Below are 23635 nucleotides of genomic sequence, written 5' to 3' on the forward strand. Positions count from 1 at the left end.
GACAGCTGTTGAGGACAGTACTTTTACTGAACCAGGTGCGGACTGTTCTCAATACCGATAAAATAATTGTTTAAAACACCCACACCCATGATCCAACGCTACTGCTCGAAACGGCTCATCCCCTTCATCTTAATGATGTCTGTGGCAGGTTTTGCTTATGGCGTTTCACCCCACCAGGTAGGAACGAATGCATTTCCGCCAGACACCGCGATACAGGTTCCGAAAGCCCTGATCATTACCCGTGAAGGCAAGCTGCCACCCTCTGCCATTGAGCGCTCTTTTCTACTCAGCGAGTTGGGAAAAGACAGCATAAAAAAAGTTTTCCAGGCGCCTCCCTGCCTGGAAGGAAACTATTATGTGGCTTTTCAGCTTCAGTATGATCTTGGAGACCGGAAAACCCTTGCCGGATGGCGTGCTGCATTGGACATTCGCTTGTTACACAACACCGACACCCTCTGGACGCAGCCAGTTGGGGTGAACATGACTGATCAGACCTTTATCAGTACGGTGTTTCATGATACTCTTGTATCATGCGACGATAATTACCGGTTTCTGGTCCGGGACAAAGCCCTGCAGGGAGTGGTTCCGGAAGATAATGTCTATTTGAAGGTTCTACTGTACAAGGACGATTCGGACGTATTTGATCCTGCTGAATCATTATTGCTGAATTACAGCTATTTAAATGGAGAATGTACAGTGAGTTGGAGTCATTCTGGAAAGGCAGTCCGGACTTTTGATATGGAGTGGGTCCATATCGCGGACCATGAAAACTTTCCAGGCACCACCGCTACAGAAGCGTTTCAGTGGAAGGAACCGGCACGTGTATCCGTTTCGGGTCAGCTCTATCGCCTGCCCGCTTATTATCCTTCCGGCAGGCTCTGGTTCAGGGTCAGGGCCATAGGGTATGATCGTAAATACCCCTCACACCGTATTTATGGCAATTGGTCCTATGGCCCTGGTACAGCTATAATGACAACCAATCACCAGACCGACATGACCTGGCAGGAACAAACGGTATTTACCGAAGAAGGGAAATACAAAAAAACGATGTACTATTTTGACGGAACGCTTCGACAGCGCCAGATGCTCACGAATCTAAGCACGGAGCAACGGACACTGGTGGGAGAGACAAAATATGATTATGAGGGTCGGGGTGTCGCAGAACTGCTCCCGGTACCTGTAGATAATCTGTCTCTTTCCTATAAAACCGACTTTAACGTCTTTGCAGCTTCCGATGCTCTGGTAACCGCCCACACCTCTGCCGTCAGGAAGAAATTCCATTATGACAATTACAAGCTTGAAAATAGTATCATATCTTCTGTCAGCGGGGCGGGAAAATACTATTCCCCCAATAACGACCTGTTCGCTGTTCACTGGGAAGATACACCGGATGCTGAAGGTTATGTCTATGCACAGACGGAATATACTCAAGATGGTACCGGCAGAGTAAGCAGGCAGTCCGGAGTAGGTAAAGCCTTTCGCATGGACAGTTCTCATGTCACCCGCTATTATTATGGTGAAGCTACTCCCACAGAGCTCGTACGTCTTTTTGGTAGTAATGTAGGGAGTGCACTACACTATAAAAAGAACCTGGTGGTAGATGCCAATGGTCAGGTAAGCGTCACTTATCAGGACCAGCAGGACCGTACTGTTGCCACTGCGCTTGCCGGCGATCCGCCTGCTAACCTGGATTCATTACAGAGTTTTAAAGACCTCGACCTTACACCGGTAACCGTAAATATTACCGATAAAAATCGACGCACAGATGGCAAACATATTTTACAGCATAAGATATTAAATGAAGCCCCTAATACCTTCTTTACATTTGAATACGACCTTACCGCGTTAGGGGCTGACATGCTCTCTTTTGGCTGCCAGACCTGTACCTACGATCTGGAGATCAGGATCATCGGACCGGACGGTTTTACCGTTGACCTGTCTTCGGCATTGGGTAACCAGTCTGCTGACCCGAATGCCTATGAGGTGTTTAACATTTCAGCAGCAGATTGTACCGTACCGGCTGATCTCAATATTACTTTTGATGTGATACTCGCGGACATAGGCGACTACACGGTGATCAAGACCCTCACGCCTCGCGATGTATCTTTTGAAGACATGTTGACCGTGATACAGCAGGACTCCACCATACAACAACTGATAGAGCAGGTAAGGGAAAGCTATCCGCTTGATTCGGCAGATTGTGAAATATGTGTGGACACCTGTCCCGAAGCCGACGGATTGATCAATGAAGCTATACGGGAGATCGCCGATCTGGATTGCGAAAACATCTATTTACAGATAGAACAGGATTTTCGGGACCTGTATGGCCAAACCGGGGATGTATTTTATGAAGTGCCATTGGACAGCATAATGTCGGACCCTCGTTACTGCCAGTATGAATTATGCGTCAAAAACAAGGAGAGCGATGTCTTCGAAAAGCAGATCGCCCGTGCGCAGGATTGGAATGCCGCCTTAAGCGCCGGTTACGACAATCTTATTGATCTGGATCCCTTCTTTAATAACGCGGGCCTGAGCGGATACGATCATAAGCCAGCCATGCAGGGCCGGATCAACGACATCTTACTGGCATCCGTACCCTATGACAATAATGGAGATGGGGTACAGGATGGAATTACCGATTTCCGGGGCGCCATCGGTGCAGTAACTGATCCGGATAATACTTCCTTTTACATTAATGAAAGCGGAGTGAATGATGCGAATGGCAGACATATCCTTTATCTTGACCTTATGGGGCGCCGGCCTCAGATGACCAACGAAGCATATCAGGCCGAACTCAGTTTACAACGCTGGATACTATACCGGAACTTTTACCTGGAAGCCAAACGACAGGTCCGTCAAGGTATCCCGGAGTATCAGAATTGCCCGAAAGCAATGGAGGAATTGGGTCGTATGGATGATATCCCACAGACCGAATCCGATGTTGCTGCATGGGGAGAGGCCAACGGTGTAGGTGACCCGGTGAGTGCTGAGGAGGTGGAAATGGCCGTGACAAATATCAGCTCCATCTGCGAGGCCACTTTTAGTCCGGCTGACAGCACGGCGATTGGCAACCATTTGGAAGCCTATTTCAACAAAGATCCGCTCAACTTACTGAGACTTATTCTTACACAAGATGTAGGTACTGATCCTGATCTGATCGCCGTTCAAAACGTCTTGAATAATTACAACTGCGGACTCGATTCCATCGCTTTGCAAGATATCAGGGTTTGTGGCCGGGATACTACTATTACTCTGGTAGATAATATTGCCGCATTTGCTCAACGGACAGTGGGTAACCAACCTTCTGCTTTTTTAATGAATCGTCGGGATAGTTCTACATCTAATACGAGTAGAAATACGAAGTCCGGCTTAAGTCGTGAAAAGCAATTGGAAGCATATCTGGCCCAAAGAAGAGCAGAAGAAGAAAAAATGTACACACAGTGGTTAGCATCCCAAAACATAGTACCGGGCTCTACTGGTTCTATGAAAAATAGCAATACAGTGACATCCACCTTAAACAGCACCATGTTACCTACACAAGCTGAGTATGATGCCTTAATTGCCTTTTACAACGCAACCAATAATGGACGTGGATGGTTTACTACAACCGGATGGAGTACTGCAGACCCTGCTGTGGTAGAAGATGTGAGTAATTGGCATGGAGTAACTACGAATGCTTCAGGGAATGTGATCGCCCTGGAATTAGGCTTTAATCGTCTTATTGGAAGTATTCCAGCGGCAATTGGTGACTTAATTTACCTGGAAAGATTAGATCTGGGCAATGGGAATGCAGCAAGTAATTTAAGTGGCCCTATACCAGCCTCTATAGGTAACTTAGTTAATTTGACTTATCTAAATCTACGTTCTCAAAAATTCAATAATCCTATCCCCAATACTATAGGAAGTTTAGTCAATTTGAAGGAATTGATCATATCTGACAGCCGACTTACAGGAAGTATACCCTCAATGCTGAATAAGCTCTCAGGACTCGAGTATTTGGACCTGGGTTATAACAGTCTGACAGGGCCTATTCCTTCTGTGGATAGTCTGACTAGCCTTCAACAACTATATTTACCGGGTAATCAGTTAACCTCCATTCCCGCAAATTTGTGGACATTAACATCACTCACGAGGCTGAATCTGTCCTCAAATTTATTTAGCGGTGCTATACCGGTTGGATTTAATAATTTGACTAATCTTACGGTTGCCCAACTGTACGATAATGGGTTTACTTCATTGCCCGAAACATTGAACCAATTAACAAACCTTGAAGAATTAGACCTTAGCTACAATGACCTGACTACAATACCTGCTCAATTATGGTCATTGAGTAAGTTAAGAAGACTATTCCTGGACAACAATCAGATTACAACTTTACCTCCGGGAATTGCAAGCGCCACCGCATTGTTTGATTTGCACCTTAACAATAACCAATTATCAGTGCTGCCCACCGGAACTGAAAACTTGTTGAACCTTCGTGTACTCCGAATTGAAAATAATCAGTTAAGCGGACCACTTCCGTTGGTGAACCCTGATTTAGGGATTTTATCTTTTTATAATAATCGTTATACTTTTGAAGATATATTACCTCTTTATCAGAGCAAAGGTTGGTCTACAGGATGGTGCGGAGGGGATGAAGGAGATGAAGAGTGCTTTTATTATAGCCCGCAAGACTCCGTAGACGTACAAAAGTCTTTTCAACTTGACTTAGGTGCATCACATACGCTCACTACCAATATTGATCGTATGACGACACCTGCGTCTACCTACCAGTGGTTCAAATATGTAGAAGGTGGTACAGATATTCCACTGACCCCTGCACCTACTGAAACCGGGCACAGCTATACTTTTTCTTCTATTACAGCGGATGATGCCGGGTATTACTATTATCAGATCACGAATTCATATGCGTATGACCTGGTATTGACCAGCCGCTTGCAGCATATTCAGGTCAATGGTCCTGATACCCGTGATATTACCATTTGTCTGGCCTATGATACTGATCCTGTTGCCAACCCGACATTAGCCACTTTTTCCTTTACAGTCGACTGGGACAGTGAAGTGCAGCGCTGCCTGGACAATGCAGCGAGGCAAGACAGTGTGCTGATGGACTACGCCATAGAGAAACTCCTGGAAGAGCAGATCTCCGATTATTATAATACTTACCGTACCCGCTGTCTGGACAAGGTATCCGATAGTCTTCAATATACCTTCCTGTCTAAGGAGTACCACTATACTCTTTATTATTATGATCAGGGAGGTAACCTGGCACAAACCGTACCCCCGGAAGGCGTGGAGCCCCTGACCCCTGTTCAGACCGAGGCTTTCCTTGCCGGTTCGCCCAGTGAACCTGCACATACCCTGATCACCCGCTACCAATATAATTCACTGGACCAACTGATCTGGCAGCAGACCCCTGATGCCGGTGTGTCCCGCTTCTGGTATGATGATAAAAGTCAACTGCGCTTATCTCAAAATGCCCGGCAGCAGATCGACAGCAGCTATAGCTACATGCGTTACGACGAACAGGGTCGCATCATAGAAGTTGGAGAGATGAATACTGCCAGCACATTACCTGTACTGATCGATTCGCTGGAATCGTCGTTCTTCCCTCAAGCTAAGGACTATGCCTTGGCCGATATTACCAAAACACATTATGATTTTGCCCGTACTGACCTGGAAGGCTTTGTCCAGCAAAACCTTCGCACCCGGGTGGCCTGGGTAGAAGTAATCGACCGGGACCTGCCCGATACCACGGCCACGTACTATAATTACGATATTCATGGGAATGTAAAAAGTCTCTTGCAGCAGTTACCGGGCATAGCAGCCAAGAGGACCGACTATGCCTATGACCTCATTAGCGGTAATGTCAACGTAGTCTTATATCAATATGGCAAAGCAGATCAGTTCGTTCACCGGTACAATTATGACCCGGATAACCGGCTACTGGACGTACATACTTCTACGGACGGATACCTTTGGAGCCGTGAGGCCAACTACCAGTACTATGCTCATGGGCCCCTGGCCCGCACCGAGCTGGGTGAATACAGGGTACAAGGGCTGGACTACTACTATACCCTGCAAGGGTGGATGAAAGGAATAAACAAACCACTGGAAGATGACGTGCCGTTGGACAATGTATATGACTACAGGGTGGGTAAAGATGTCTATGCGTTTGCGCTGGGCTACTATGACGGGGATTACCGTCGTAATGGCTTTGGGACCCTGCCAGATACTCACTATCAGGTATGGCCACGTCATACCGAAGTCAACCGGCATAACGGCTTATACAATGGTAATATCAGTTGGATGATCACTGACCTGGCGAAAGTAGGTGAAGAGAACAACGACCGGCTAAAAGGAATGCAAGCCATGCTTTACCGGTACGATCAGCTGAACCGTATCACCGGCGCACGTAGCCTGACGGACTACACACCGGGCAGTGGGTTTATCATGCGTAGTGCAGGGCCTGAGGCTTATGATACGGATTACAGCTATGACGCTAACGGCAACCTGCTCACCTTACAGCGTCACGGTGGCTCAGGAACCCTGACCCATGATTTTCGCTACCGTTACCATGCCGGTACCAACCGCCTGCGCGAGACCGGCCCCTTCACGGAAGACAAAGTGTTTGACGGAGGACCGGTAGTTTCCAATGCCAAGCTCTACCGGCGGATCACCGTACAAGGGGACAGTTATATCCCCGAAGGCGAACAAGTAGAGTTGAGAGCTACTGAAAGAATCTCTCTTACTCCACGTTTCCGTGCTTCCGCAGGCCGCAGGTTCCGCGGCCGGATCGTACAGGGGGAAGCCATGTACCAGTATGACGCCATCGGCAACCTGGTGCTGGACCAGTCCGAAGGGGTAAAAATAACCTGGACGCCCTACGGCAAGGTTCGCACTGTCAGCTCCCGGAACGATAGCCTGGTGACTACCTTCCGCTATGACGGCGCAGGCAACCGCATTGAAAAGCGTGTGGCCCGGCTGGATAGCACCTGGCTCACCACCACTACCCGGTATGTACGTGATGCCGGGGGGAATGTGATGGCCATCTATAAGGATAGCCTATTACATGAAGTACCTATCTATGGCAGCAGCCGGCTAGGTCAGTACCTGGGGGGTGTTGGCACAGCATGTCAAACCTTAGGCGCCCGCCGATATGAATTAAGCAACCACCTGGGGAATGTCCTCACCGTGGTGACTGATAACATTGGTATGGACATGGACAGTACCTGGGCAACGGTAGTGAGTGCTTCAGACTACTATCCTTTTGGACTTACTATGGAGGGTAGGAATTACCAGGATTCATTGTATCGTTATGGCTTTAACGGGAAGGAAAAGGATGATCAGGGAGAGTGGGGAACCCAAGGAAGCACTGCTGAAGTAGAATGGACCAACCTGGTGAATGCTGCGGTAGAAGGTAATGGATTGACTAAAACGAATGTAGGTTCAGGTTGGAATACTTCAGGGGCTTCTTCAGTACAGCGCCTGGCGGCAGATGAAGACGGTTGGGTTCGTTTTTCAGTGCCACAGACTGATGGTGATCTGATGGTAGGGTTCAGCGAGAATGATAATGATCAGAGTGTGGAGGAGATGGCTTACGGTATTGTGTTGGTAGCTAACGGAAAATGGCAGGTGTATGAATCAGGCGTGGGACAAATTCCTTTTGTGGACAGGCCATCCTATGTGGCTGGAGATGTATTTACCATTGAACGCCTGGGCGATGTTATCTACTACCGTCAGAATGGTCAAACTATGCATACTTCTACTAAACCCAGCAATAGCAGCCTTGTAGTAGATGTTACGATCAATGATTTAGGTACCCGGGTAGAGAATGTGGTCATCTCTTTTGGAGGTGCTGGTGATGATAGGGCATTGGTACATTATGATTATGGGTTTAGGATTTATAACCCGGCCATAGGGAAGTTTTTGAGTGTGGATCCGTTAGCTAAATCCTATCCTTGGAACTCGCCCTATGCCTATGCAGAAAACGACGTGATAAGAAGCATTGACCTAGATGGTTTAGAGAAAGTAATAATTATCGGGGGGGCTGATTTGTTTTCTGGTTTTGATGGACCTTCTTCTACTTCTCAAGAAATGGAGAAAGCAGTACAAGCATACGCCGAAGAAAACAAATTGGATAAGACAAAAACCATGCTTACTCTGAAAGATTATTTTGATGTATTGGACGATCTGCATATCTCTATGGAGGCTGAGAAATTTCTTGAAGATAAAGGAGAAAATGAACCCGTAGTAATCTATGGGTATAGTAGAGGTGGGGTGGCTGCTTTGAAGGTTGCGGAATGGCTCGAAAAGAAAGGGGTTGATGTTGACTTACTAATTACAATTGATGTTGCAGATGGTCCGGCATCGTCAATAATTCCTCGAAAGGTATCAGATAATGTGAAAGAAAACATCAACATATATCAGACGGACCCAAGTATTCCATTGCTGTCACACGGAGATGAGAACACTCGTAAAGACGGATCAAAGGAGGGAATTACCAACATTGATCTCACAGGAACGACGTTCACAAATAAGGATGGTGAGATAGAAAATGTAAATCATGGAAATATAGATGAAGCTACTCAAATGGAGTCCATTAATCTAATAAACAAAGCTATTTCTAAAGAAAAAGAGAAATGAGTAAAACAATATCAAGGAGTTTTATTGCTATAGTAGCAGTATGCGTGTTGGTTAATGATTTACTTTACCTTTTCAATAATCCTGTCAAGCTTAGTGGTGTAGGTGCTGAAGACGTGTTACGTATTGTGCTTAGCATATCAGCGATGATAGCTATTCCTGGTTCTTTTTTTCTTCTGTATTACGCGTATCGAATGCAGAAGAAAAACAAAATACTAAGTGTAGTTTTATTTGTAGTGTCTGGTTTCTACATATTTTTATTATTGAGAAGTTGGATAGAAACGTACAATAATTAAATATTGTCCCTCATTCCTTTAAGTTTAAGCGGCATAAGTTTATTGTTCCTAACATCAAGATAATTTTTGGTTCTAGTGATGCTAAAACTTTCAAAGAATTTAAGCAAAAGGGATTAGATAAAATAGATTAATATGATTCAAGATGTAGAATTGACGTCTTTAATAAGAGAATTTCAATCTCAATTTGAGGGTTGTAGTGAGGGCGAAATTCAGTTTATAGAATCGTTCTATAAAATCAAATTACCATTAGTTTTAAAGGAATATCTTAGGATTATGGGGGAAAAATCGCGAGATGTTTTTTCAGGATTAGAAGTAGATTTCTCAGAGTTAGAATCAATTAACAATGAGTTTCAAGAAATTTTAAAGTATCATAATAGATTAGATGAAAATCCAGCTTTGGCTTTTATGATGAATCAAGGATATGCTTTTTACGCTATAAAGAATTTCGAATTAGATGATCCGGAAGTATATTCTTATATCGATGGCGATGATGGACTAGAGATTAGTGTGTCGGATAATAGTTTTTCAGTGTTTTTAAAAAGGATGTTGAAGATGAAAAAAAGACATTCTAACTGATAACCAGCCCCCCTTCTGGTTTAAGTATAAGCGTCGCGTTTACTTATGCCTACAAATTGTTGCAAGTTTGTAACTTACTTTTCCAACCTGTAGAACAATGCCCTCAAAATATAAGATAAACGACCAGTGCGCTCCTCATTTCATACTTTTGCCGTAGTAGAATGGATAGGTGCTTTATAAAGAACTGAATATAAAGACGTTGTCATAGAAAGTTTGAGTTTCTGCCAGGCCTCCAAAGGGGTTGCTTCTGTATGCTTAGGTGATCATGAATAATCATGTACATATGATCGCTGCCGCACAAGAAAGTGATAACCTGTCCGACTAGTAAGACACTGTTAGAAAGGATTAAGGGGAATCCAAAAGAAAGTAGAAGAAAATGGATGCTATGGCTTTTTCAATTTGCCGGTAAACGTAATAGCAATAATACCCATTACCAGTTTTGGCAGCAGGATAATCGATCCATAGAATTGTCTAGCCAGACGATGATGGATCAGCGGTTGGATTACATTCATGATAATCCGGTAAAAGCAGGCCTGGTTTATGCACTGGAGCATTATATTTATAGTAGTGCTTTGGATTATTGTGGGGGGAAAGAACTATTAAAGATTGAACTGTTGGGGTGATCGGCAGTTGCAAACTTCCTGATATTTATAGGGTTAGAGGAACAAATTAAATATATGATTAAAGATGGGCTTAGATAAGGAATTTGAGAATATTAAGTCTAAAGAAGATTTTGTAATGTTTCTTCAACAACTGAGGTTGAATTTAGAGGCTAGGCCAGAAGAATGGGAAAATGTTACCCTGGCTGACTTTTTAGAATCGCTACAGGCTTATACTGAAGATATTGAAGGGTATTATAAAAATAGACATCTAACGTTTGATAAAGACAAACCTACTTGGAGAGTATTTGCCCAATTGCTTTTAGGGGCGAAGGTATACGAGTAGATAATGTTTTGGGTCTATTTTATTAAATATGTAATGTTAGGAAATCTCATGCCATCGTTTCTAATAGTCAAGTGTAACCCCTTGGTCTTGAGTTTAAACGAAGCGGTCCTATGATCTAAAACTGCACTGGGCATCCGCCCGGTTTGTATTAAGAAGCACAAACCTGCCTGTTTTAGTATAGGGGATATAGGTATGGATCAGACCAAAAAGTGTTTTCTTTTTCTTTGATTTGAGCAGTTCAATATTTTGCAGGTGTTGTGGCATTTTTATAGAAGAAAGCGTTTATACTTTCCTCTGCCAAATAGTTGAGAGTCTTCACCAGAATCTCCAAAAGATGTTAGTAAAAAAAAATAACGTGAGTGAAGATATAACTGAGAAGTATAGGAAGTATATAATGGAAGTTATATACAGAAATAGATCTTTTTATACTTTATAGGGTGAAAATGAAAATGGTCAAAACAGTTTATTACTTAATGAAAGTAACGATGTTTTCTTCTTTGAACAATCAGCGCAGTTAATCCATTTCGTAAAAAATAATACACCGGTATATGGTTATGGCCTGATAAGACTAAGAAAATGGGTTGATGAAGTAAATGGAAACATAAACATAACGCAGTTTAATTTTGACACAGTCTTATATTGGATTGAAGGTAATGACTTCGCTCCAAATAAGAGACTTTTTGAACCTCTAAAGAATTTAATGAATAGTCTCAGTTTGGTCGATGACTATCTAGGTCAAATCCACTACGAGAAGCTTAAGACATTATTAAAGTCTATAAAGCACCCGGAACTTAATGATGCTATAATGAACCTTTTGATATGGACGGCCAAAAATGAAGTAAAGAAAGAGTTGTGGTTATTTGTTAAAAACAAATTAAGCAGTGAAAATTTTCTGTCTAGTATCAAAACTGATATTTGATATATTCCTACAATTGAACGATATTAAAGAAAGTACTTTATAATGTCATTATTATAAATTAGGTAGTCTACCCAACTGGTCTTAGCATCTCCCTCTAAGACCAAAGGACAATAAACCCTCAATAGTGCACATATAAAAAAACCAACAATCTAAACACAAGAACAATGAAACCAATCCTATTAACTTTCATGAGCTTTGCAGTAAGCCAGGCCATGGCTTATGCCAATACAAGTGCTTCAACTATAGCAGCCCCTGCTATCCCCAGTTCATTGACGGCCCAGGTAAACCCAGACAATTCCATTACCCTCAACTGGTCGGATAATTCTGTTGATGAACAGTTTTTCTTCATCGAATACAAAAGATCAACAGATACTGTGTTTTCTAACCTCTACTCAGTGGCAGAAAATACGACCAACTATCAAACTTCTCCACTGGAAGCAGGGACCTCCTACGAATTCGTAGTACGGTCAGGGCTATGGGACACTACCCTTCAGGAGGTGGTAAAATCTGCACCAAGCAACGTTGCGATGGCCGCTACCTACCCTTCTCCCACGTCAGCCTGGCAAACCAGTGGTTATGATATTCACTACAGCCTGTCCGGTGGTCGTGTAGGTGTAGGTTTTTCGGATTTTTCAGGATTATCCAATGACTTTCTGCTGGCAGTGGATGGTAAAATGCTGGTAGAAGATGTGGCCGTGCAGCTTTCGGAGACCTGGCCTGATTACGTATTCGATGAAAACTATGAACGGCCCGGCCTTTATGAGTTGGAAGCGTATCTGCGGAAAAACAGGCACCTGCCTCATATACCTTCCGCTGACGAGGTAGCGACCCAAGGGGTTGAGCTGGGTGTGATTAATGTGAAGCTTCTGGAGAAAATAGAAGAGTTGACCCTGTATATGATAGAGCTGAAGAAGGAAATAGACGAATTGAAGGAGCAGCTTGACAAGAAAAAGTGAGGAAATTGCAAGTAATCCTTTCGCTGCAAAATACGATTGGGCACCATTGAAAGATACCAATTTCGCCGGATGAGAAGACCCGGAAAAAGCTTAATGAGTATTCATCCTCCATTAAATGTATTCGTCGCTACTTTGTAAGTATGAAAGCAGAATCCTTAAAACTTGACCTGATTGAGCGTTTGATGAAGCTGCAAAAGGGATCTTCACTACAAAAGGTCGAAAAATCTATTATCCGGGTAGAAATGGAAGCTCGTGCAGAAGAATCTATGGAAGCCATCAAAAATGGAGACACACTATCTATGGATGAGTTTAAAAATGAAAACAGGCAATGGGCGAAGGAAAGGTATACGCTGTAATTATTACCCGACCTGCTACTGAAAATCATCCATTACATCAGTGAGCGGAATGACACGGTTTATGTGACTGATTTTTTTCCTGCTAAGATGAGTCCTCAGCGTATCAAAGATAATCACTAACGGATGGCCTCTCACTAGTGGCTCAGGTTTATTGCAGCGTAACCTGTGCTTAGGCAATTATACAGAATGAGGAAGGGAGAAGTTTTTAACTTCGTTTTTGGTGCATACGCCTGAAAAGAAAAGTACATTCTTCCACATAGCTAGTGATGGCATTATGCATTCTGATGCAGGTATAAGATTATAATCCGAGCTTAACGGTATTGGAAAAACAGAGTAGATTTCAGGAGTATGGTCTTTTATTGGTATATAATAGGAAAGAAGACTCCGGACAACCGGGTGCTGCATAGTCTTATTTACATGTTCAACGGTTTGCTGTTCAGGGATGTAATGAAAAACTAAAACCATTCGAGAAATTCACCGTACAAAATAATGATTTGTATAAAAGGAGTATGGATTTAGTCAGAGGAATTGTCTTGATCATTTATCTTATATCGACTGTCGGTATGCTACTACATAAGGTTGGACAGACCAGCAGAGACATAGATATTGTTGCTTTAAACGTCGAAGTTGAAGAGAAATCTGAAAACAGCTCAGAAGAAGATGAATGTCATGATATTGATTTTGAAAATCATCATTTAGACGATACCGCTCTTTGGTATAACCACTTGATACTTTATTCGTCCGCTTATACCTATTCAATCGAAGTGCCTCCCGAGCATCTCTGAGATCCCTGGCTTTTGATTTGCTAGGCGTTTTTCATGCCATCTATAGGTTATTAGTACAATCACTACTTAGAATTCTAGTGTGGAATTAATCAGTGCTTTTACCAGATAAATGCTTCCATAATACATGATACGCCAAATGAAATCAGAGCCATATTGTCTATTTACCACTATTAAACGGTCCATCATTGGATTGTGACCGTCAGATTATAGCTGGATTTCGGTATTAACGAATTAACTAAAAACCATTTACTCAGTACGTGGTCTAAACGGCATTGACTTATCCGGATGCATAAAAATGCTGCAAGGAATTGAGTTGCTACGTATTCGACCCAAACAGTCGTGTGATGGAGATTCTCAATAAGCGAAGTTACAACGTTTATCATGTACTCTAAATAACTTCAATAAGATGAATATGAGCCAGTTAAAGATTGTTGCAGCATTTTTGATAAGTCACTTATGCCTTGAACTCAAAGCTCAGAGTTTTCAAGAAAATTGTCCTGCTGACCTGCAAGTAAAAAAAGGAGAAAAACCAAAGTTCATGGTGGCACCAGGCTACGGTTATACGCGAATGGATGGAATAAGCGTCTCATTAGCAAATATTCGTGCGGGCATGATCTTACAAGACAAGTTCACGTTCGGAGGTTTTTATAGTTTCTCTTTAAATGAAATTGTACCTCAAAGTGAGACTTTGCCTGACACCCACATGGATTTTCGCTCGTATGGAGGTTTTGTGGAGTATACACTTAGTCCTACAGACCGAATACATTTCACTTTCCCCTTGTTTATAGGCCGTGGTGAGGTGGAAATGGATAATGATGAAGGAGGTGCCGGCTTGGGCGAAGAAGGTTTTTTTCTTTTGGAACCAGGCGCACTGTTGGAGATCAACCTATACAAAAATGTGCGCTTCAATTTAGGTGCTACGTATCGTTTTATAGGCGATATGAACTATCGTAATATGAGTCAGCGTGATATTTCAGGTCTTACAGGTCAGGTAGGTTTAAAATTCTTAATCTTTTAATGGAGTGCTATGAATAATGCTAAAGTAAAATTTATGATAATGTTATGCTGCTCACTTGTATTGGGTGGCTGCGATGATGATAGTGATCCACAGCCTCAGAATAGCCTTCAGGTAGAAGAATCTGAGCTCTTAGGTTTGTGGCGTGTACAGCTTTACCAGGACGAACAAGAGAATGAAACAAGTTCTTTTAGTGGCATAACGTTTGAATTCGCTACTAATAATGAATTTATAATTTTCAGGAACAATTCGGAATTGCTTACAGGCACATGGACCTTACGAGACCAGGGTCGGGAACTTGATATTACAGTACCATCTCTTGCCGATGAGAATGAGTCCTTTGGTGAGGACTTGTACGAAGTTTCAGATGACTGGGACATAACCTTTTTTTCTGAGACAGCACTTCATCTTGTAGATGAAGGTGAACGCTTTGAGTTGTTAAGGGTTCCTTAATGGGTCACACTTGCTTTAAAGCCTGCCGGGTAGCGAGGCAGGCTTTAGAGTACCATGTCAGGTAGCGTTTCTGTGATCATGGCCTGCGCTTGTACCATTATTGTCAGCGTTTTTGTCATTTTTCTATGCATTGAAACGATTTTTTTAGCTGAAAATGATTTTGGGAAACCCCTTTGAATCTTGTGTAACCTGAGCGAAGTAATCCCGCTCAATGTTTCGCTTGTGTTTCTTGAGCCGGTCCTCAAATTCCTTGATCAATTCCTGATCGTGACGAGTGATTTGTTTAGCATATCATTGTAGCTGATCCCATGAGATTTCATAGTACTTTTCAACGATTCTGTCCTTATCTCCATTGGGTAAGAACATACCCCATTGAAGCACCCTGCCCCTGTATCTCTTGGGTTCCAAAAGTCTATAGCTTCATCAAAAGATGCACAGCCCAGTTCATACTATGCTAAGGAATGAGAGTGAGAGTCAGGATTGAGAAAAAATGGCTGATTTAAAGATAGAGCACACATCAGTTTCTGTTATCCAAAACTATGAGCTGTAACTTTCAGGAGTAATATTTGCCTGGTTTTAGCAGTAAACAGGGCCAGCGCTTGACCTACATTTGCAGCTGTGAGCTCGATCATTGATGATGACAGCTTTCCCCAAAACGGACCCTTGCGTAAGGGAAAATACGCAAAATCAACAAACCAAACTTTTTGAATAATGCATGCCCTCGTTAAAAAAGTAAACTACCTGTTACCATTGGCCCTGGCCTTTGTTTTTACCATCTCAACAGACGCCCAGGACAAACGGAGCAAATTAAAGTTGGATGATGTAGAATATCCTATGGACATGATCCATCTTCATGAAAAAGGATTTTTAATACTATCCCATTTTTCTATTGGTGGTAGAAAGAAGGACCGTCAACTTTTGCTTTTTGATGCTAAAGGTAATCAGCAGTGGGAAAAGGGCATTGAAAAACACTATGGCTCGAAAGAAGGAAGGATCATGATGGTGACCTCTCCCTCAGGGAAAATAAGTTATACGATTGAGATCAAAGAACAAGCATCACCTAATAAACTACTTTTTAACAATAAAACCCATCATTTAACCCAAATAACTCAGGAGGGGAAGGCCCGGAAGATGGCTATCGAAGGACGGAAGGAATTCGGTAAGAGCCTGCAAGCCATTTTTTGTGACGACGCTTACCTGTATTACCTGGCCTCAGAAAACGGATGGGAAATACATAAAAAGAAAAAAGCCGGGGAGCGGTTAGTCCTCAACCGTTTTGACCACAACGCCTTAAAATGGGAACGTTTTTACTTTAAGCTTCCGCCGCTTAAAGCATTGGAAAATGCTACATTTTGGCATTTCCTGGGGCAAACCGAAAATGAAAAATACCTGATAGCCAAAAGATTTGATAACGAAACCGGCGAAACGTATGCTGATATGCTAACATTTGGTGATAGGGCAGAGATCATTGACCGGCAGCCCATTGAACTTTCCTTCGATAATAAGTTCATCCGACCTGCCAGGGCGCTTTCTGTTCCCCGCCAAAAGTGGAAAAACATGATGGATATGACGTTCCAAAAAACCATTCCATGGCCACGGACCGCACATACTAATGAGATGCCTTTCCAAGAAACCATTGTTGTGTCTTCTAACCGAACGCCTTCATCGCGTTCAAATCTTCCTACTACCATTAATACCCCTACGAGCCCTGTGTTACCTGGCGCTTTTGGCCATTGGTACCTGGATGCTGAACATAACTACTTATATGCCTATGGTCTTTTGGGCCCTAAACCATTTAAAAAGATAGGCCCGGTAAATGATGGTTTTTACGTCTATAAATATGACCTCAAGGGTAACCTTATATGGAAAACAATACATTCGGATGTGCCTGAACTGCTGGATGAAAAACAATTTAGAGTACATAGTACACCCTATTTACGTAAGATCACCCTCAAGGTACTGGCTGATGAAACGCTTAATTTTTCGGTCCATGTTCCCAATACGCTGTTCTCTTATGAAATAACCTCTGAGGGCCAGGTAGTGGATGTTGTTATCCAGAAAAAAGCAGAACAGTATACCAACAGTATGGTGCACAATTCTTCCCGTCAATTGAGGTCGGAAGCATTTGTGAAAAAAAATCCAATCGAAAAAAAGGACAAGCATTCTGTTGTATACAGTAATTTCTACTCCTCTGTAGGTGAAATACTGATGAGAATTGATAACAGGTCCGGCGAGGTGGATATTATGTATTTTGAGTCCAGGTGATAATATATCTTCAGGGTTTTCCCATCATAACATGTCAAAAGTGTAATCCCATGTTATCTCATTGAATTTTTTTACTTGTAGTACCCAGCCTGAAAATCCCGGCATTTACAGATTTGACCCCTTTTATAGAACACATGAAACAATTAGCATTAACTTTGCAGCTTAAAAACAGAAATGGCACTTCACAATAAATTGTCATTCACAAAACAATTTATATGTCATTCAATTCACTTGGACTTTCTAAACAATTACTACTAGCGGTCCAAAAAAAGGGATACACAGATCCCTCTCCCATACAGCAAAAAGCCATACCTCTTATTCTTGAAAGAAGGGACGTGCTCGCTTCTGCTCAAACGGGGACCGGAAAAACAGCGGGATTCACTTTACCAATCTTACATATTTTATCCGAACGCCCCGCTCAAAAAAGACGGCCGGTCAGAGCGTTGGTGCTGACTCCTACCAGGGAACTGGCAGCACAGATTTTGGATAATGTGCAATCTTACGCAGCGTTTTTGGACACCAGGTCGGCAGCCATATTCGGTGGTGTGAATCAAAACCCTCAGATAAGAGCGCTGAAAAATGGGGTTGATTTTTTGATTGCAACACCGGGTAGATTGTTGGACCTGCACCACCAGCGTGCATTGTCATTGGCCAGTGTTGATATTTTGGTGTTAGATGAGGCGGATCGGATGTTGGATATGGGATTTTTAAGAGACATTCGTAAAATCCTTGATCTATTACCTCAAAAAAGACAGAACCTGTTGTTTTCAGCTACCTTTTCGAAAGAGATCAAAAAACTGGCCCATAGTTTTTTGCACCGGCCTGTTCTGGTGGAAGCTACGCCCGAAAATACTACAGTAGAAAAGATCATTCAGAAGGCCTATCGTGTAGATAAGAAACGTAAAACAGATTTGATCATTGATTTAATTGCAGGTGGGCGTTGGCAACAAGTGTTAGTGTTTACCAGGACCAAACACGGTGCCAACAGGCTTTGTGAAAAAATGATCAAATGTGATGTTTCAGCGGCAGCTATTCATGGAAATAAAAGCCAGGGAGCAAGGACCAAGGCGCTTGCCGGGTTTAAAAGAGGAGAGGTGAGAGTGCTTGTAGCTACAGATATAGCAGCGCGTGGATTAGATATTCCCCTGCTGCCTCATGTTATTAATTTCGAATTACCCAATATTCCGGAAGATTATGTACACCGGATCGGGAGAACGGGCAGAGCAGGAGCGAAAGGTGAGGCCATATCACTGGTAAGCCTGGATGAGGTGGCATTTTTGAGAGATATTGAAAAGCTCATCGGGATGAAGCTTCCAACAGAAGTTGTGGAAGGCTTTGAGCTTACAGATAAGCCGGAAGATGTAAAACCCCAGGAGAAAAGGTCAGGCTTTAGAAAGGATAAGCCAAAAGGAAAAGGTAACAAAAAGAGCTATTGGAGACGAAAGCGATGATTTCAGGGAGCGGCGTCTTATACCATTTGGGTTGAAACTAAGGCACTGCCGGATACATTTAGAAACCTGGAGTTTACTTGATAATCAAAACGACGAGATCAAGTCATACACTTCATCAGGACTCAGGCCTAATTTCTTTCTTAACCGATAACGGGATTTATTGACACTACTTCCGGAAATGCCCAGCATAGCCCCTATTTCTTTATTGGATAGTTGGAGCTTACCAAGTGCAAATAACCTTTGCTCTGTTTCGGTAAGGTCAGGGTAGTTAACTTTTAAATAAGCAAAAAAGCCAGGATGTACCTGAACAAATTTCTTTTTAAACTCGGTCCATTCCTGCTCTGTTAGTAAGGTAGATTGCATCAGTTGCTCAATGTTGTCCTCATAATTGGGACATGCGGTGCTTACAGTCATTTTTAGATTTGTCAGCTCCTCATTCAGCGTCTCTATCCGTAAATTCTTTTCGATCATTTTGTCGGTATAGTTTCGAAGCTCGATCTGAAATCTGCTGATTTTTTCTTCTGCAATTTGCTTTTCCTTCTCCCTCATTTGCTTGTTTTTAACTACACGGTACCTCAGCCAGAATATGAAGAACCCACCTATAATAACAGAAGAAATCAGGCTGATGAGATAGGCATTCCTGCGTATTTCAGCGTTTTGTTTTTCTAAACTGAGTGCCAGTATGAGTTGCTCTTTCTTCTCCGTTTCGTACTTGGTTTCTATTTCTGCGATCTGCTTACTTTTTTCACTGTTGAAGAGGCTGTCTTTGTACAAGGTGTACTTTTGGTGAAATTCCAATGCCTGCCAGTAATAACCTTTTGCATTGTAAAGCAAATACAACTGTTCCAAAGAATTGATGATCAATTCCATATGATCCATTTTTTTTGCTAAAGTGAGAGCTTCCGTTAAGGTAATTTCGGCCTCTTTCGTTTTTTCTATTGCAGCCAGCGAAGAACCCAAATTGATTTTAGAAAGTGCCATATTGTATTCATCCCGAAATTTTGTTTCCAGTTTAAGTGCTTCCTGTGAGTAGAAAATACTGGAATCGTACTGCTGTAACTTAAAATAGGTAGTACCCAGATTATTGTAGATCAGTGGCAGGTCACGATCTAATTTCATTTCATATTGCAAGGCAAGGTCTTTCAAATGATACACCAGCGCTTTCCTGTGGTCCTCTTTTTCGCCGTATAGCAGGGCCAGGTCGCCATAAGCAATAGATATTCTATCCATCTGGTTTGATTGGTTGGCAATACGTAGAGCCATCATAAAAATATCTTCTGCTTTCTCCAATTCTTTCCTTAGAAGATAATTATATCCTAGTTCATGGTAAGTATCCATCAGGCTGGGAGCATGATTGATCTTTTCTGCCAGCCTTTGTGCATTGGTATGCATCTCAAGTGCCTTGGATATTTCTCCCAACTCTGAATGAACCCACCCCATGTTATTATAAGCCATGGCCTCCAAGACCTCTTCTCCCAATTTTTCATATATGGGGATTGCCTTTTTGTAATATTCCAACGGAGTTTCATAATCGCCTATGTTAGATAGTGCGTTACCCATATAATGATATCCGCGTGCAATCCCGAATTCATCCTTTATCTTTTCGTTTAGACGAATAGATTCCTTGTAAAATTCCATGCCCTCAGTCATTGCCCCCAGATAACAGGTAAACTTGCCTTTTATCAGGTAAGCATTGGCCATCCCTTTTTCATAGGTGATAGCTGACGCTTCTCTCAGTGCTTGATCAGCATAATACAAACTGGAATCAGACCTTTGCTCAAAGAATAGCTGGGCTATTTGGTTCTTAGCGTCTATTCGTTCTTTTCCCGGGGTCAGGTCCGCAGATACATTTTTTAAACTGTCTATCTTGGGGTTAGGGGTTGCCATCGAAACGATAAGAAATAACCCACCAATGATGTGTAAATGCATGGTTTTGTTGGCTGTTATGCTTTACAGAATTTAACAATAAACCCTTCAGGTAAATGTAGGTCGCCAAATCCTTCGCACTAAAATAAAATAGGATGTGCCAAATTGTAACCCTAACTATATCGGACCTGTTTATTTTAGTTCGAACGGTATTTCTTTTCTATTAGTTGTATCTGACTGATAGTGTTTTCTGATGCTTTTCCCGTATAATTTGACCATTATAACCATTAAAATATCGTTCTGGTACCGTGAATCTCTTCATCTCCTGAAAGTGACAAAGTATCATTCATATGCAGTTTCAATTATGGGTGTAATGCTTCTTTCCCAAAACCTCTCCTGTAAGGCCACTATCTTCTAAGGGAAGACCTTTATGATTGCATTTCGCTGGTTTCTATTGAGTTATGATCGGGTAGCATTGAGCCGTCCTGGTGTATTATCAAAAAGCCCTCTGGAGATATAAGAAAATCAAAACTAAAACCTTTGTTTCTTCAATAAAACGCTCTAACTTTTACTAAGAATCCATGCATATATCAGCTTATTTAGATGCCCCTATGGAATAAGTTGTATAATGCATTTTTGTTAAAATTCTAACCCCAACCTCTAGCCTTTATTGAGTAATGAAAAGTTTATTTGGACATTTAGAACCGGATGAGTTAGTTGCAATGCTTGCCGGAATATGTTTTTTCTGGGTGATTGTATGGTCTATTGACAAAGACGAATACGATGAGTCAAATAGAAAGTTCAGCAATAAATCCTGGTTCAAAGATTGGTTCTTAAAAAAGTATGACAACATTATCACACATATTTTGACGAGCTTGTTCTTTTTGTACATCGGCGTGGAAAATTTACAATCCTATCTGGGTGATTTTGCAGAGACACTGCCAGCGGCTGCAAATAAAGTAGGATCAGCGAGCTTAATAGGTTTTGCAGGTTCCTATATGTCTGATGTACTTAAGAAAGGCCTGAAACTGACCCGAAAATGATTTCATGATGGTGGCTGTTAACCAATACCGGGTGCGGATGTAATGTATTTTTGTCACTAACACTTGATGCTTAAGCATCTTAATTATGAAGGAGTGAAATAGGTTATTGGTTGCTTATCTGTAGTCTGATCTTAACAACCAATAACCGGATAGTTTACTGGTATTACAACTGACCTTTTTTTGCCATTCTTTTCATTTTTTCATTGGCATAGATAGCTACTTCTACTCTTCGGTTGGCCTGTTTTCCGGCTTCAGTAGAGTTATCTTCCAGAGGCTGGTCTTCACCGTACCCTATGGAGGTCATTCTTCCGGCTACCACGCCATTCTTGATCAAAATACGTTTGACCGATTCAGCCCTTTTTTCAGATAAGGTTTGATTGTAATCTTCAGACCCCGAACTATCCGTATGCCCTTCAATGAGTATTTCCGTGTCTTCATATTTAGAAAGTACTGTAGAAAGGTCTGTCAGGTTACCGGAACTGGAAGAACGTACGGAAGAGGAGTTAACGTCAAACCGAAGGCCTTCATTGAAGGTGATCAAAATGCCTTCACCCACGCGCTGGACCGTGGCCCCGTCAAGATCACGCTGTAACTCTTGCGCTTGCTTATCCATTTTTCTTCCAATCAAAGCGCCGGCCGTACCACCTACGGCGGCCCCAACTAATACGCCAACAGCAGTATTACCCGCTTTGTGACCAATAAGTCCGCCGAGAGCACCACCGGCAACCGCTCCAATGGCTCCACCTTTAGCGGTGTTGCTTACCTGGCAAGAAGATGTTAACATAGCGCCAACTAATGTCAAGACAACAAATTTTGCCCAAAAAATCCGTTTCATATATTCATATTTTGTGAGCGTAAATTTAGGATATAGAAAGTGGATTTGGTCACCTTTTAACTATTCTTCCTGCACTTCCACGATCATTTCTATTTCCACAGCAATATTGGAAGGAAGGGACACCATGCCCACGGCAGCACGTGCATGCTTGCCCTTTTCTCCGAACACCTTGACTAGCAGGTCAGAACACCCATTGATCACTTTCGGTTGATCATAAAAGTCTGCCGTACTGTTCACCATTCCGGTAACTTTCACAATGCGGATGACTTTGCTCAGGTCACCGATTTCTGCTTTTAATGACGATAGCATGGCAATGGCGGACACTCGGGCAGCTTCGTAACCTTGCTCAATCGTCAGGTCCTGCCCCAGCCTGCCGGTGATGTTAGTGCCATCCGCCTTTCCCGGCCCATGTCCGGCCAGGAAGACCAGGTTTCCGGTACGTACAGCCTTCACATAATTGGCCATGGGTTTAGCGGGTGTAAAAAGCTTGATGCCAAGAGTTTTAAGGTGCTCTTCCGGAGTCTGGGCCCATGTTAGCGTAACTGAAAACAAGAGAAAGGAGAGTAAGGTTGCTAATTTCATAATGTATGTCTGGTTTAGGGTTTCAATTTCATAAATTTAGAAATCTAATTCAATCTATTATGAAAAAGCGTTGCGGATGGGCCGAAGGCCAGTTTGACGAATACATCACCTACCATGATAAAGAATGGGGTGTTCCGGTGCATGACGACAAAACTCATTTTGAGTTTCTTATTTTAGAAGGTGCACAGGCAGGACTCAGTTGGGCAACAGTATTAAGAAAAAGGGCCGGCTATCGCAAAGCCTTTGCCAACTTTGATGCCGAGAAAGTAGCGCGGTATGACGAGAAGAAAATACAGGAGCTACTCACCTTTGAAGGGATTATCAGAAACCAGTTAAAAGTAAGAGCTACTGTTAATAACGCGCAACGTTTCCTGGAAATACAGGAAGAGTTTGACGGATTTGATAACTACATATGGCAATTCGTAAATGGTGAGACCATCGTCAACCACTGGAAAGACCATACGGAGTGCCCGGCTACTACCGGTGAATCAGACGCATTAAGTAAAGACTTAAAGAAAAGAGGATTCAAGTTTGTAGGAAGTACGGTTATTTATGCCCATATGCAGGCATGTGGGTTGGTAAATGATCATACCATTGATTGTTTTAGGTTCAATGAGGTATGATATGAAAACCAAACATCGGTTTAAGC

The 23635-nt window shown here is 42.5% G+C and carries 18 protein-coding genes; 14 read left to right on the plus strand and 4 right to left on the minus strand.

Translation table 11 applies throughout. The annotated features are described in order from the left end of the window. Positions 1-87: 87 nt before the first annotated feature. The 5 genes from FNH22_RS12715 (at position 88) to FNH22_RS12735 (ending at position 10460) form a co-directional block, all read left to right on the plus strand. On the plus strand, positions 88-8646 hold the full coding sequence (locus tag FNH22_RS12715; protein WP_143398764.1) for a leucine-rich repeat domain-containing protein: 8559 nt from the start codon (positions 88-90) through the stop codon (positions 8644-8646). After that, complete coding sequence (locus tag FNH22_RS12720; RefSeq protein WP_143398765.1) at positions 8643-8939, plus strand: hypothetical protein; 297 nt, start codon at positions 8643-8645, stop codon at positions 8937-8939. The genes FNH22_RS12715 and FNH22_RS12720 overlap by 4 nt, the downstream gene beginning before the upstream one ends. Positions 8940-9071: 132 nt before the next feature. Then, positions 9072-9515: an SMI1/KNR4 family protein gene (locus tag FNH22_RS12725; RefSeq protein ID WP_143398766.1), complete on the plus strand. Its 444-nt coding sequence runs from the start codon at positions 9072-9074 to the stop codon at positions 9513-9515. A gap of 380 nt (positions 9516-9895) precedes the next feature. After that, the gene (locus FNH22_RS32660) at positions 9896-10138 is read left to right on the plus strand and encodes a hypothetical protein (protein ID WP_255518044.1); all 243 of its coding nucleotides are present in this window, start codon (positions 9896-9898) and stop codon (positions 10136-10138) included. 64 nt (positions 10139-10202) lie between these two features. Then, positions 10203-10460 (plus strand): hypothetical protein, encoded by a 258-nt coding sequence (locus FNH22_RS12735; protein WP_143398767.1) that lies wholly within the window; start codon positions 10203-10205, stop codon positions 10458-10460. A gap of 108 nt (positions 10461-10568) precedes the next feature. Here the strand turns inward: FNH22_RS12735 and FNH22_RS32020 are convergent, their stop codons facing one another. Further along, the gene (locus tag FNH22_RS32020) at positions 10569-10724 is read right to left on the minus strand and encodes a hypothetical protein (protein ID WP_185154208.1); all 156 of its coding nucleotides are present in this window, start codon (positions 10722-10724) and stop codon (positions 10569-10571) included. Between the two features lie 819 nt (positions 10725-11543). Between FNH22_RS32020 and FNH22_RS12740 the strand changes: the two genes are divergently transcribed. The 7 genes from FNH22_RS12740 to FNH22_RS12770 all read left to right on the plus strand — a co-directional run bounded on the left by FNH22_RS12740 (position 11544) and on the right by FNH22_RS12770 (position 18660). Beyond that, positions 11544-12335, plus strand: coding sequence for a fibronectin type III domain-containing protein (locus FNH22_RS12740; RefSeq protein ID WP_143398768.1), 792 nt, complete (start codon positions 11544-11546; stop codon positions 12333-12335). Positions 12336-12475: 140 nt separating this feature from the next. Continuing rightward, entirely contained in the window at positions 12476-12691 is a 216-nt protein-coding gene (locus tag FNH22_RS12745; RefSeq protein ID WP_143398769.1) for a hypothetical protein, read from the plus strand. Positions 12692-13254: 563 nt separating this feature from the next. Beyond that, a complete protein-coding gene (locus FNH22_RS12750; protein WP_143398770.1) occupies positions 13255-13476 on the plus strand; it encodes a hypothetical protein in 222 nt (73 codons plus the stop codon). A 412-nt stretch (positions 13477-13888) separates the two neighbouring features. Beyond that, on the plus strand, positions 13889-14494 hold the full coding sequence (locus FNH22_RS12755; protein WP_143398771.1) for a hypothetical protein: 606 nt from the start codon (positions 13889-13891) through the stop codon (positions 14492-14494). A gap of 9 nt (positions 14495-14503) precedes the next feature. Further along, positions 14504-14944, plus strand: coding sequence for a hypothetical protein (locus FNH22_RS12760; protein WP_143398772.1), 441 nt, complete (start codon positions 14504-14506; stop codon positions 14942-14944). Between the two features lie 711 nt (positions 14945-15655). Continuing rightward, on the plus strand, positions 15656-17209 hold the full coding sequence (locus tag FNH22_RS12765; protein WP_143398773.1) for a hypothetical protein: 1554 nt from the start codon (positions 15656-15658) through the stop codon (positions 17207-17209). A gap of 215 nt (positions 17210-17424) precedes the next feature. Beyond that, the gene (locus FNH22_RS12770) at positions 17425-18660 is read left to right on the plus strand and encodes a DEAD/DEAH box helicase (RefSeq protein WP_143398774.1); all 1236 of its coding nucleotides are present in this window, start codon (positions 17425-17427) and stop codon (positions 18658-18660) included. Between the two features lie 84 nt (positions 18661-18744). On the opposite strand, the gene FNH22_RS12775 is transcribed toward FNH22_RS12770, so the two are convergent. Beyond that, positions 18745-20589: a tetratricopeptide repeat protein gene (locus FNH22_RS12775; protein WP_143398775.1), complete on the minus strand. Its 1845-nt coding sequence runs from the start codon at positions 20587-20589 to the stop codon at positions 18745-18747. Between the two features lie 614 nt (positions 20590-21203). On the opposite strand from FNH22_RS12775, the gene FNH22_RS12780 reads away from it, so the two are divergent. Beyond that, a complete protein-coding gene (locus tag FNH22_RS12780) occupies positions 21204-21569 on the plus strand; it encodes a hypothetical protein (RefSeq protein WP_143398776.1) in 366 nt (121 codons plus the stop codon). 163 nt (positions 21570-21732) lie between these two features. Here the strand turns inward: FNH22_RS12780 and FNH22_RS12785 are convergent, their stop codons facing one another. Next, positions 21733-22404 (minus strand): OmpA family protein, encoded by a 672-nt coding sequence (locus tag FNH22_RS12785; protein WP_143398777.1) that lies wholly within the window; start codon positions 22402-22404, stop codon positions 21733-21735. 60 nt (positions 22405-22464) lie between these two features. After that, complete coding sequence (locus tag FNH22_RS12790; RefSeq protein WP_143398778.1) at positions 22465-22986, minus strand: RidA family protein; 522 nt, start codon at positions 22984-22986, stop codon at positions 22465-22467. Between the two features lie 59 nt (positions 22987-23045). Here FNH22_RS12790 and FNH22_RS12795 point away from each other — a divergent pair, with 59 nt between their 5' ends. Continuing rightward, positions 23046-23609, plus strand: coding sequence for a DNA-3-methyladenine glycosylase I (locus tag FNH22_RS12795; RefSeq protein WP_143398779.1), 564 nt, complete (start codon positions 23046-23048; stop codon positions 23607-23609). Positions 23610-23635: the final 26 nt, after the last annotated feature.

This window comes from Fulvivirga sp. M361 (genome assembly GCF_007097395.1).
GTDB lineage: Bacteria > Bacteroidota > Bacteroidia > Cytophagales > Cyclobacteriaceae > Fulvivirga.

Excerpts from the sequence above, each read along its gene's own strand:
- FNH22_RS12790 (WP_143398778.1), bottom strand. The coding sequence starts at position 22,986 with ATGAAATTAGCAACCTTACTCTCCTTTCTCTTGTTTTCAGTTACGCTA.
- FNH22_RS12740 (WP_143398768.1), top strand. The coding sequence starts at position 11,544 with ATGAAACCAATCCTATTAACTTTCATGAGCTTTGCAGTAAGCCAGGCC.
- FNH22_RS32020 (WP_185154208.1), bottom strand. The coding sequence starts at position 10,724 with ATGCCACAACACCTGCAAAATATTGAACTGCTCAAATCAAAGAAAAAG.
- FNH22_RS12715 (WP_143398764.1), top strand. The coding sequence starts at position 88 with ATGATCCAACGCTACTGCTCGAAACGGCTCATCCCCTTCATCTTAATG.
- FNH22_RS12775 (WP_143398775.1), bottom strand. The coding sequence starts at position 20,589 with ATGCATTTACACATCATTGGTGGGTTATTTCTTATCGTTTCGATGGCA.
- FNH22_RS12755 (WP_143398771.1), top strand. The coding sequence starts at position 13,889 with ATGAGCCAGTTAAAGATTGTTGCAGCATTTTTGATAAGTCACTTATGC.
- FNH22_RS12780 (WP_143398776.1), top strand. The coding sequence starts at position 21,204 with ATGAAAAGTTTATTTGGACATTTAGAACCGGATGAGTTAGTTGCAATG.
- FNH22_RS12785 (WP_143398777.1), bottom strand. The coding sequence starts at position 22,404 with ATGAAACGGATTTTTTGGGCAAAATTTGTTGTCTTGACATTAGTTGGC.
- FNH22_RS12745 (WP_143398769.1), top strand. The coding sequence starts at position 12,476 with ATGAAAGCAGAATCCTTAAAACTTGACCTGATTGAGCGTTTGATGAAG.
- FNH22_RS12750 (WP_143398770.1), top strand. The coding sequence starts at position 13,255 with ATGCTACTACATAAGGTTGGACAGACCAGCAGAGACATAGATATTGTT.
- FNH22_RS12770 (WP_143398774.1), top strand. The coding sequence starts at position 17,425 with ATGTCATTCAATTCACTTGGACTTTCTAAACAATTACTACTAGCGGTC.
- FNH22_RS12720 (WP_143398765.1), top strand. The coding sequence starts at position 8,643 with ATGAGTAAAACAATATCAAGGAGTTTTATTGCTATAGTAGCAGTATGC.
- FNH22_RS12795 (WP_143398779.1), top strand. The coding sequence starts at position 23,046 with ATGAAAAAGCGTTGCGGATGGGCCGAAGGCCAGTTTGACGAATACATC.
- FNH22_RS32660 (WP_255518044.1), top strand. The coding sequence starts at position 9,896 with ATGCTATGGCTTTTTCAATTTGCCGGTAAACGTAATAGCAATAATACC.
- FNH22_RS12725 (WP_143398766.1), top strand. The coding sequence starts at position 9,072 with ATGATTCAAGATGTAGAATTGACGTCTTTAATAAGAGAATTTCAATCT.
- FNH22_RS12765 (WP_143398773.1), top strand. The coding sequence starts at position 15,656 with ATGCATGCCCTCGTTAAAAAAGTAAACTACCTGTTACCATTGGCCCTG.
- FNH22_RS12735 (WP_143398767.1), top strand. The coding sequence starts at position 10,203 with ATGGGCTTAGATAAGGAATTTGAGAATATTAAGTCTAAAGAAGATTTT.
- FNH22_RS12760 (WP_143398772.1), top strand. The coding sequence starts at position 14,504 with ATGAATAATGCTAAAGTAAAATTTATGATAATGTTATGCTGCTCACTT.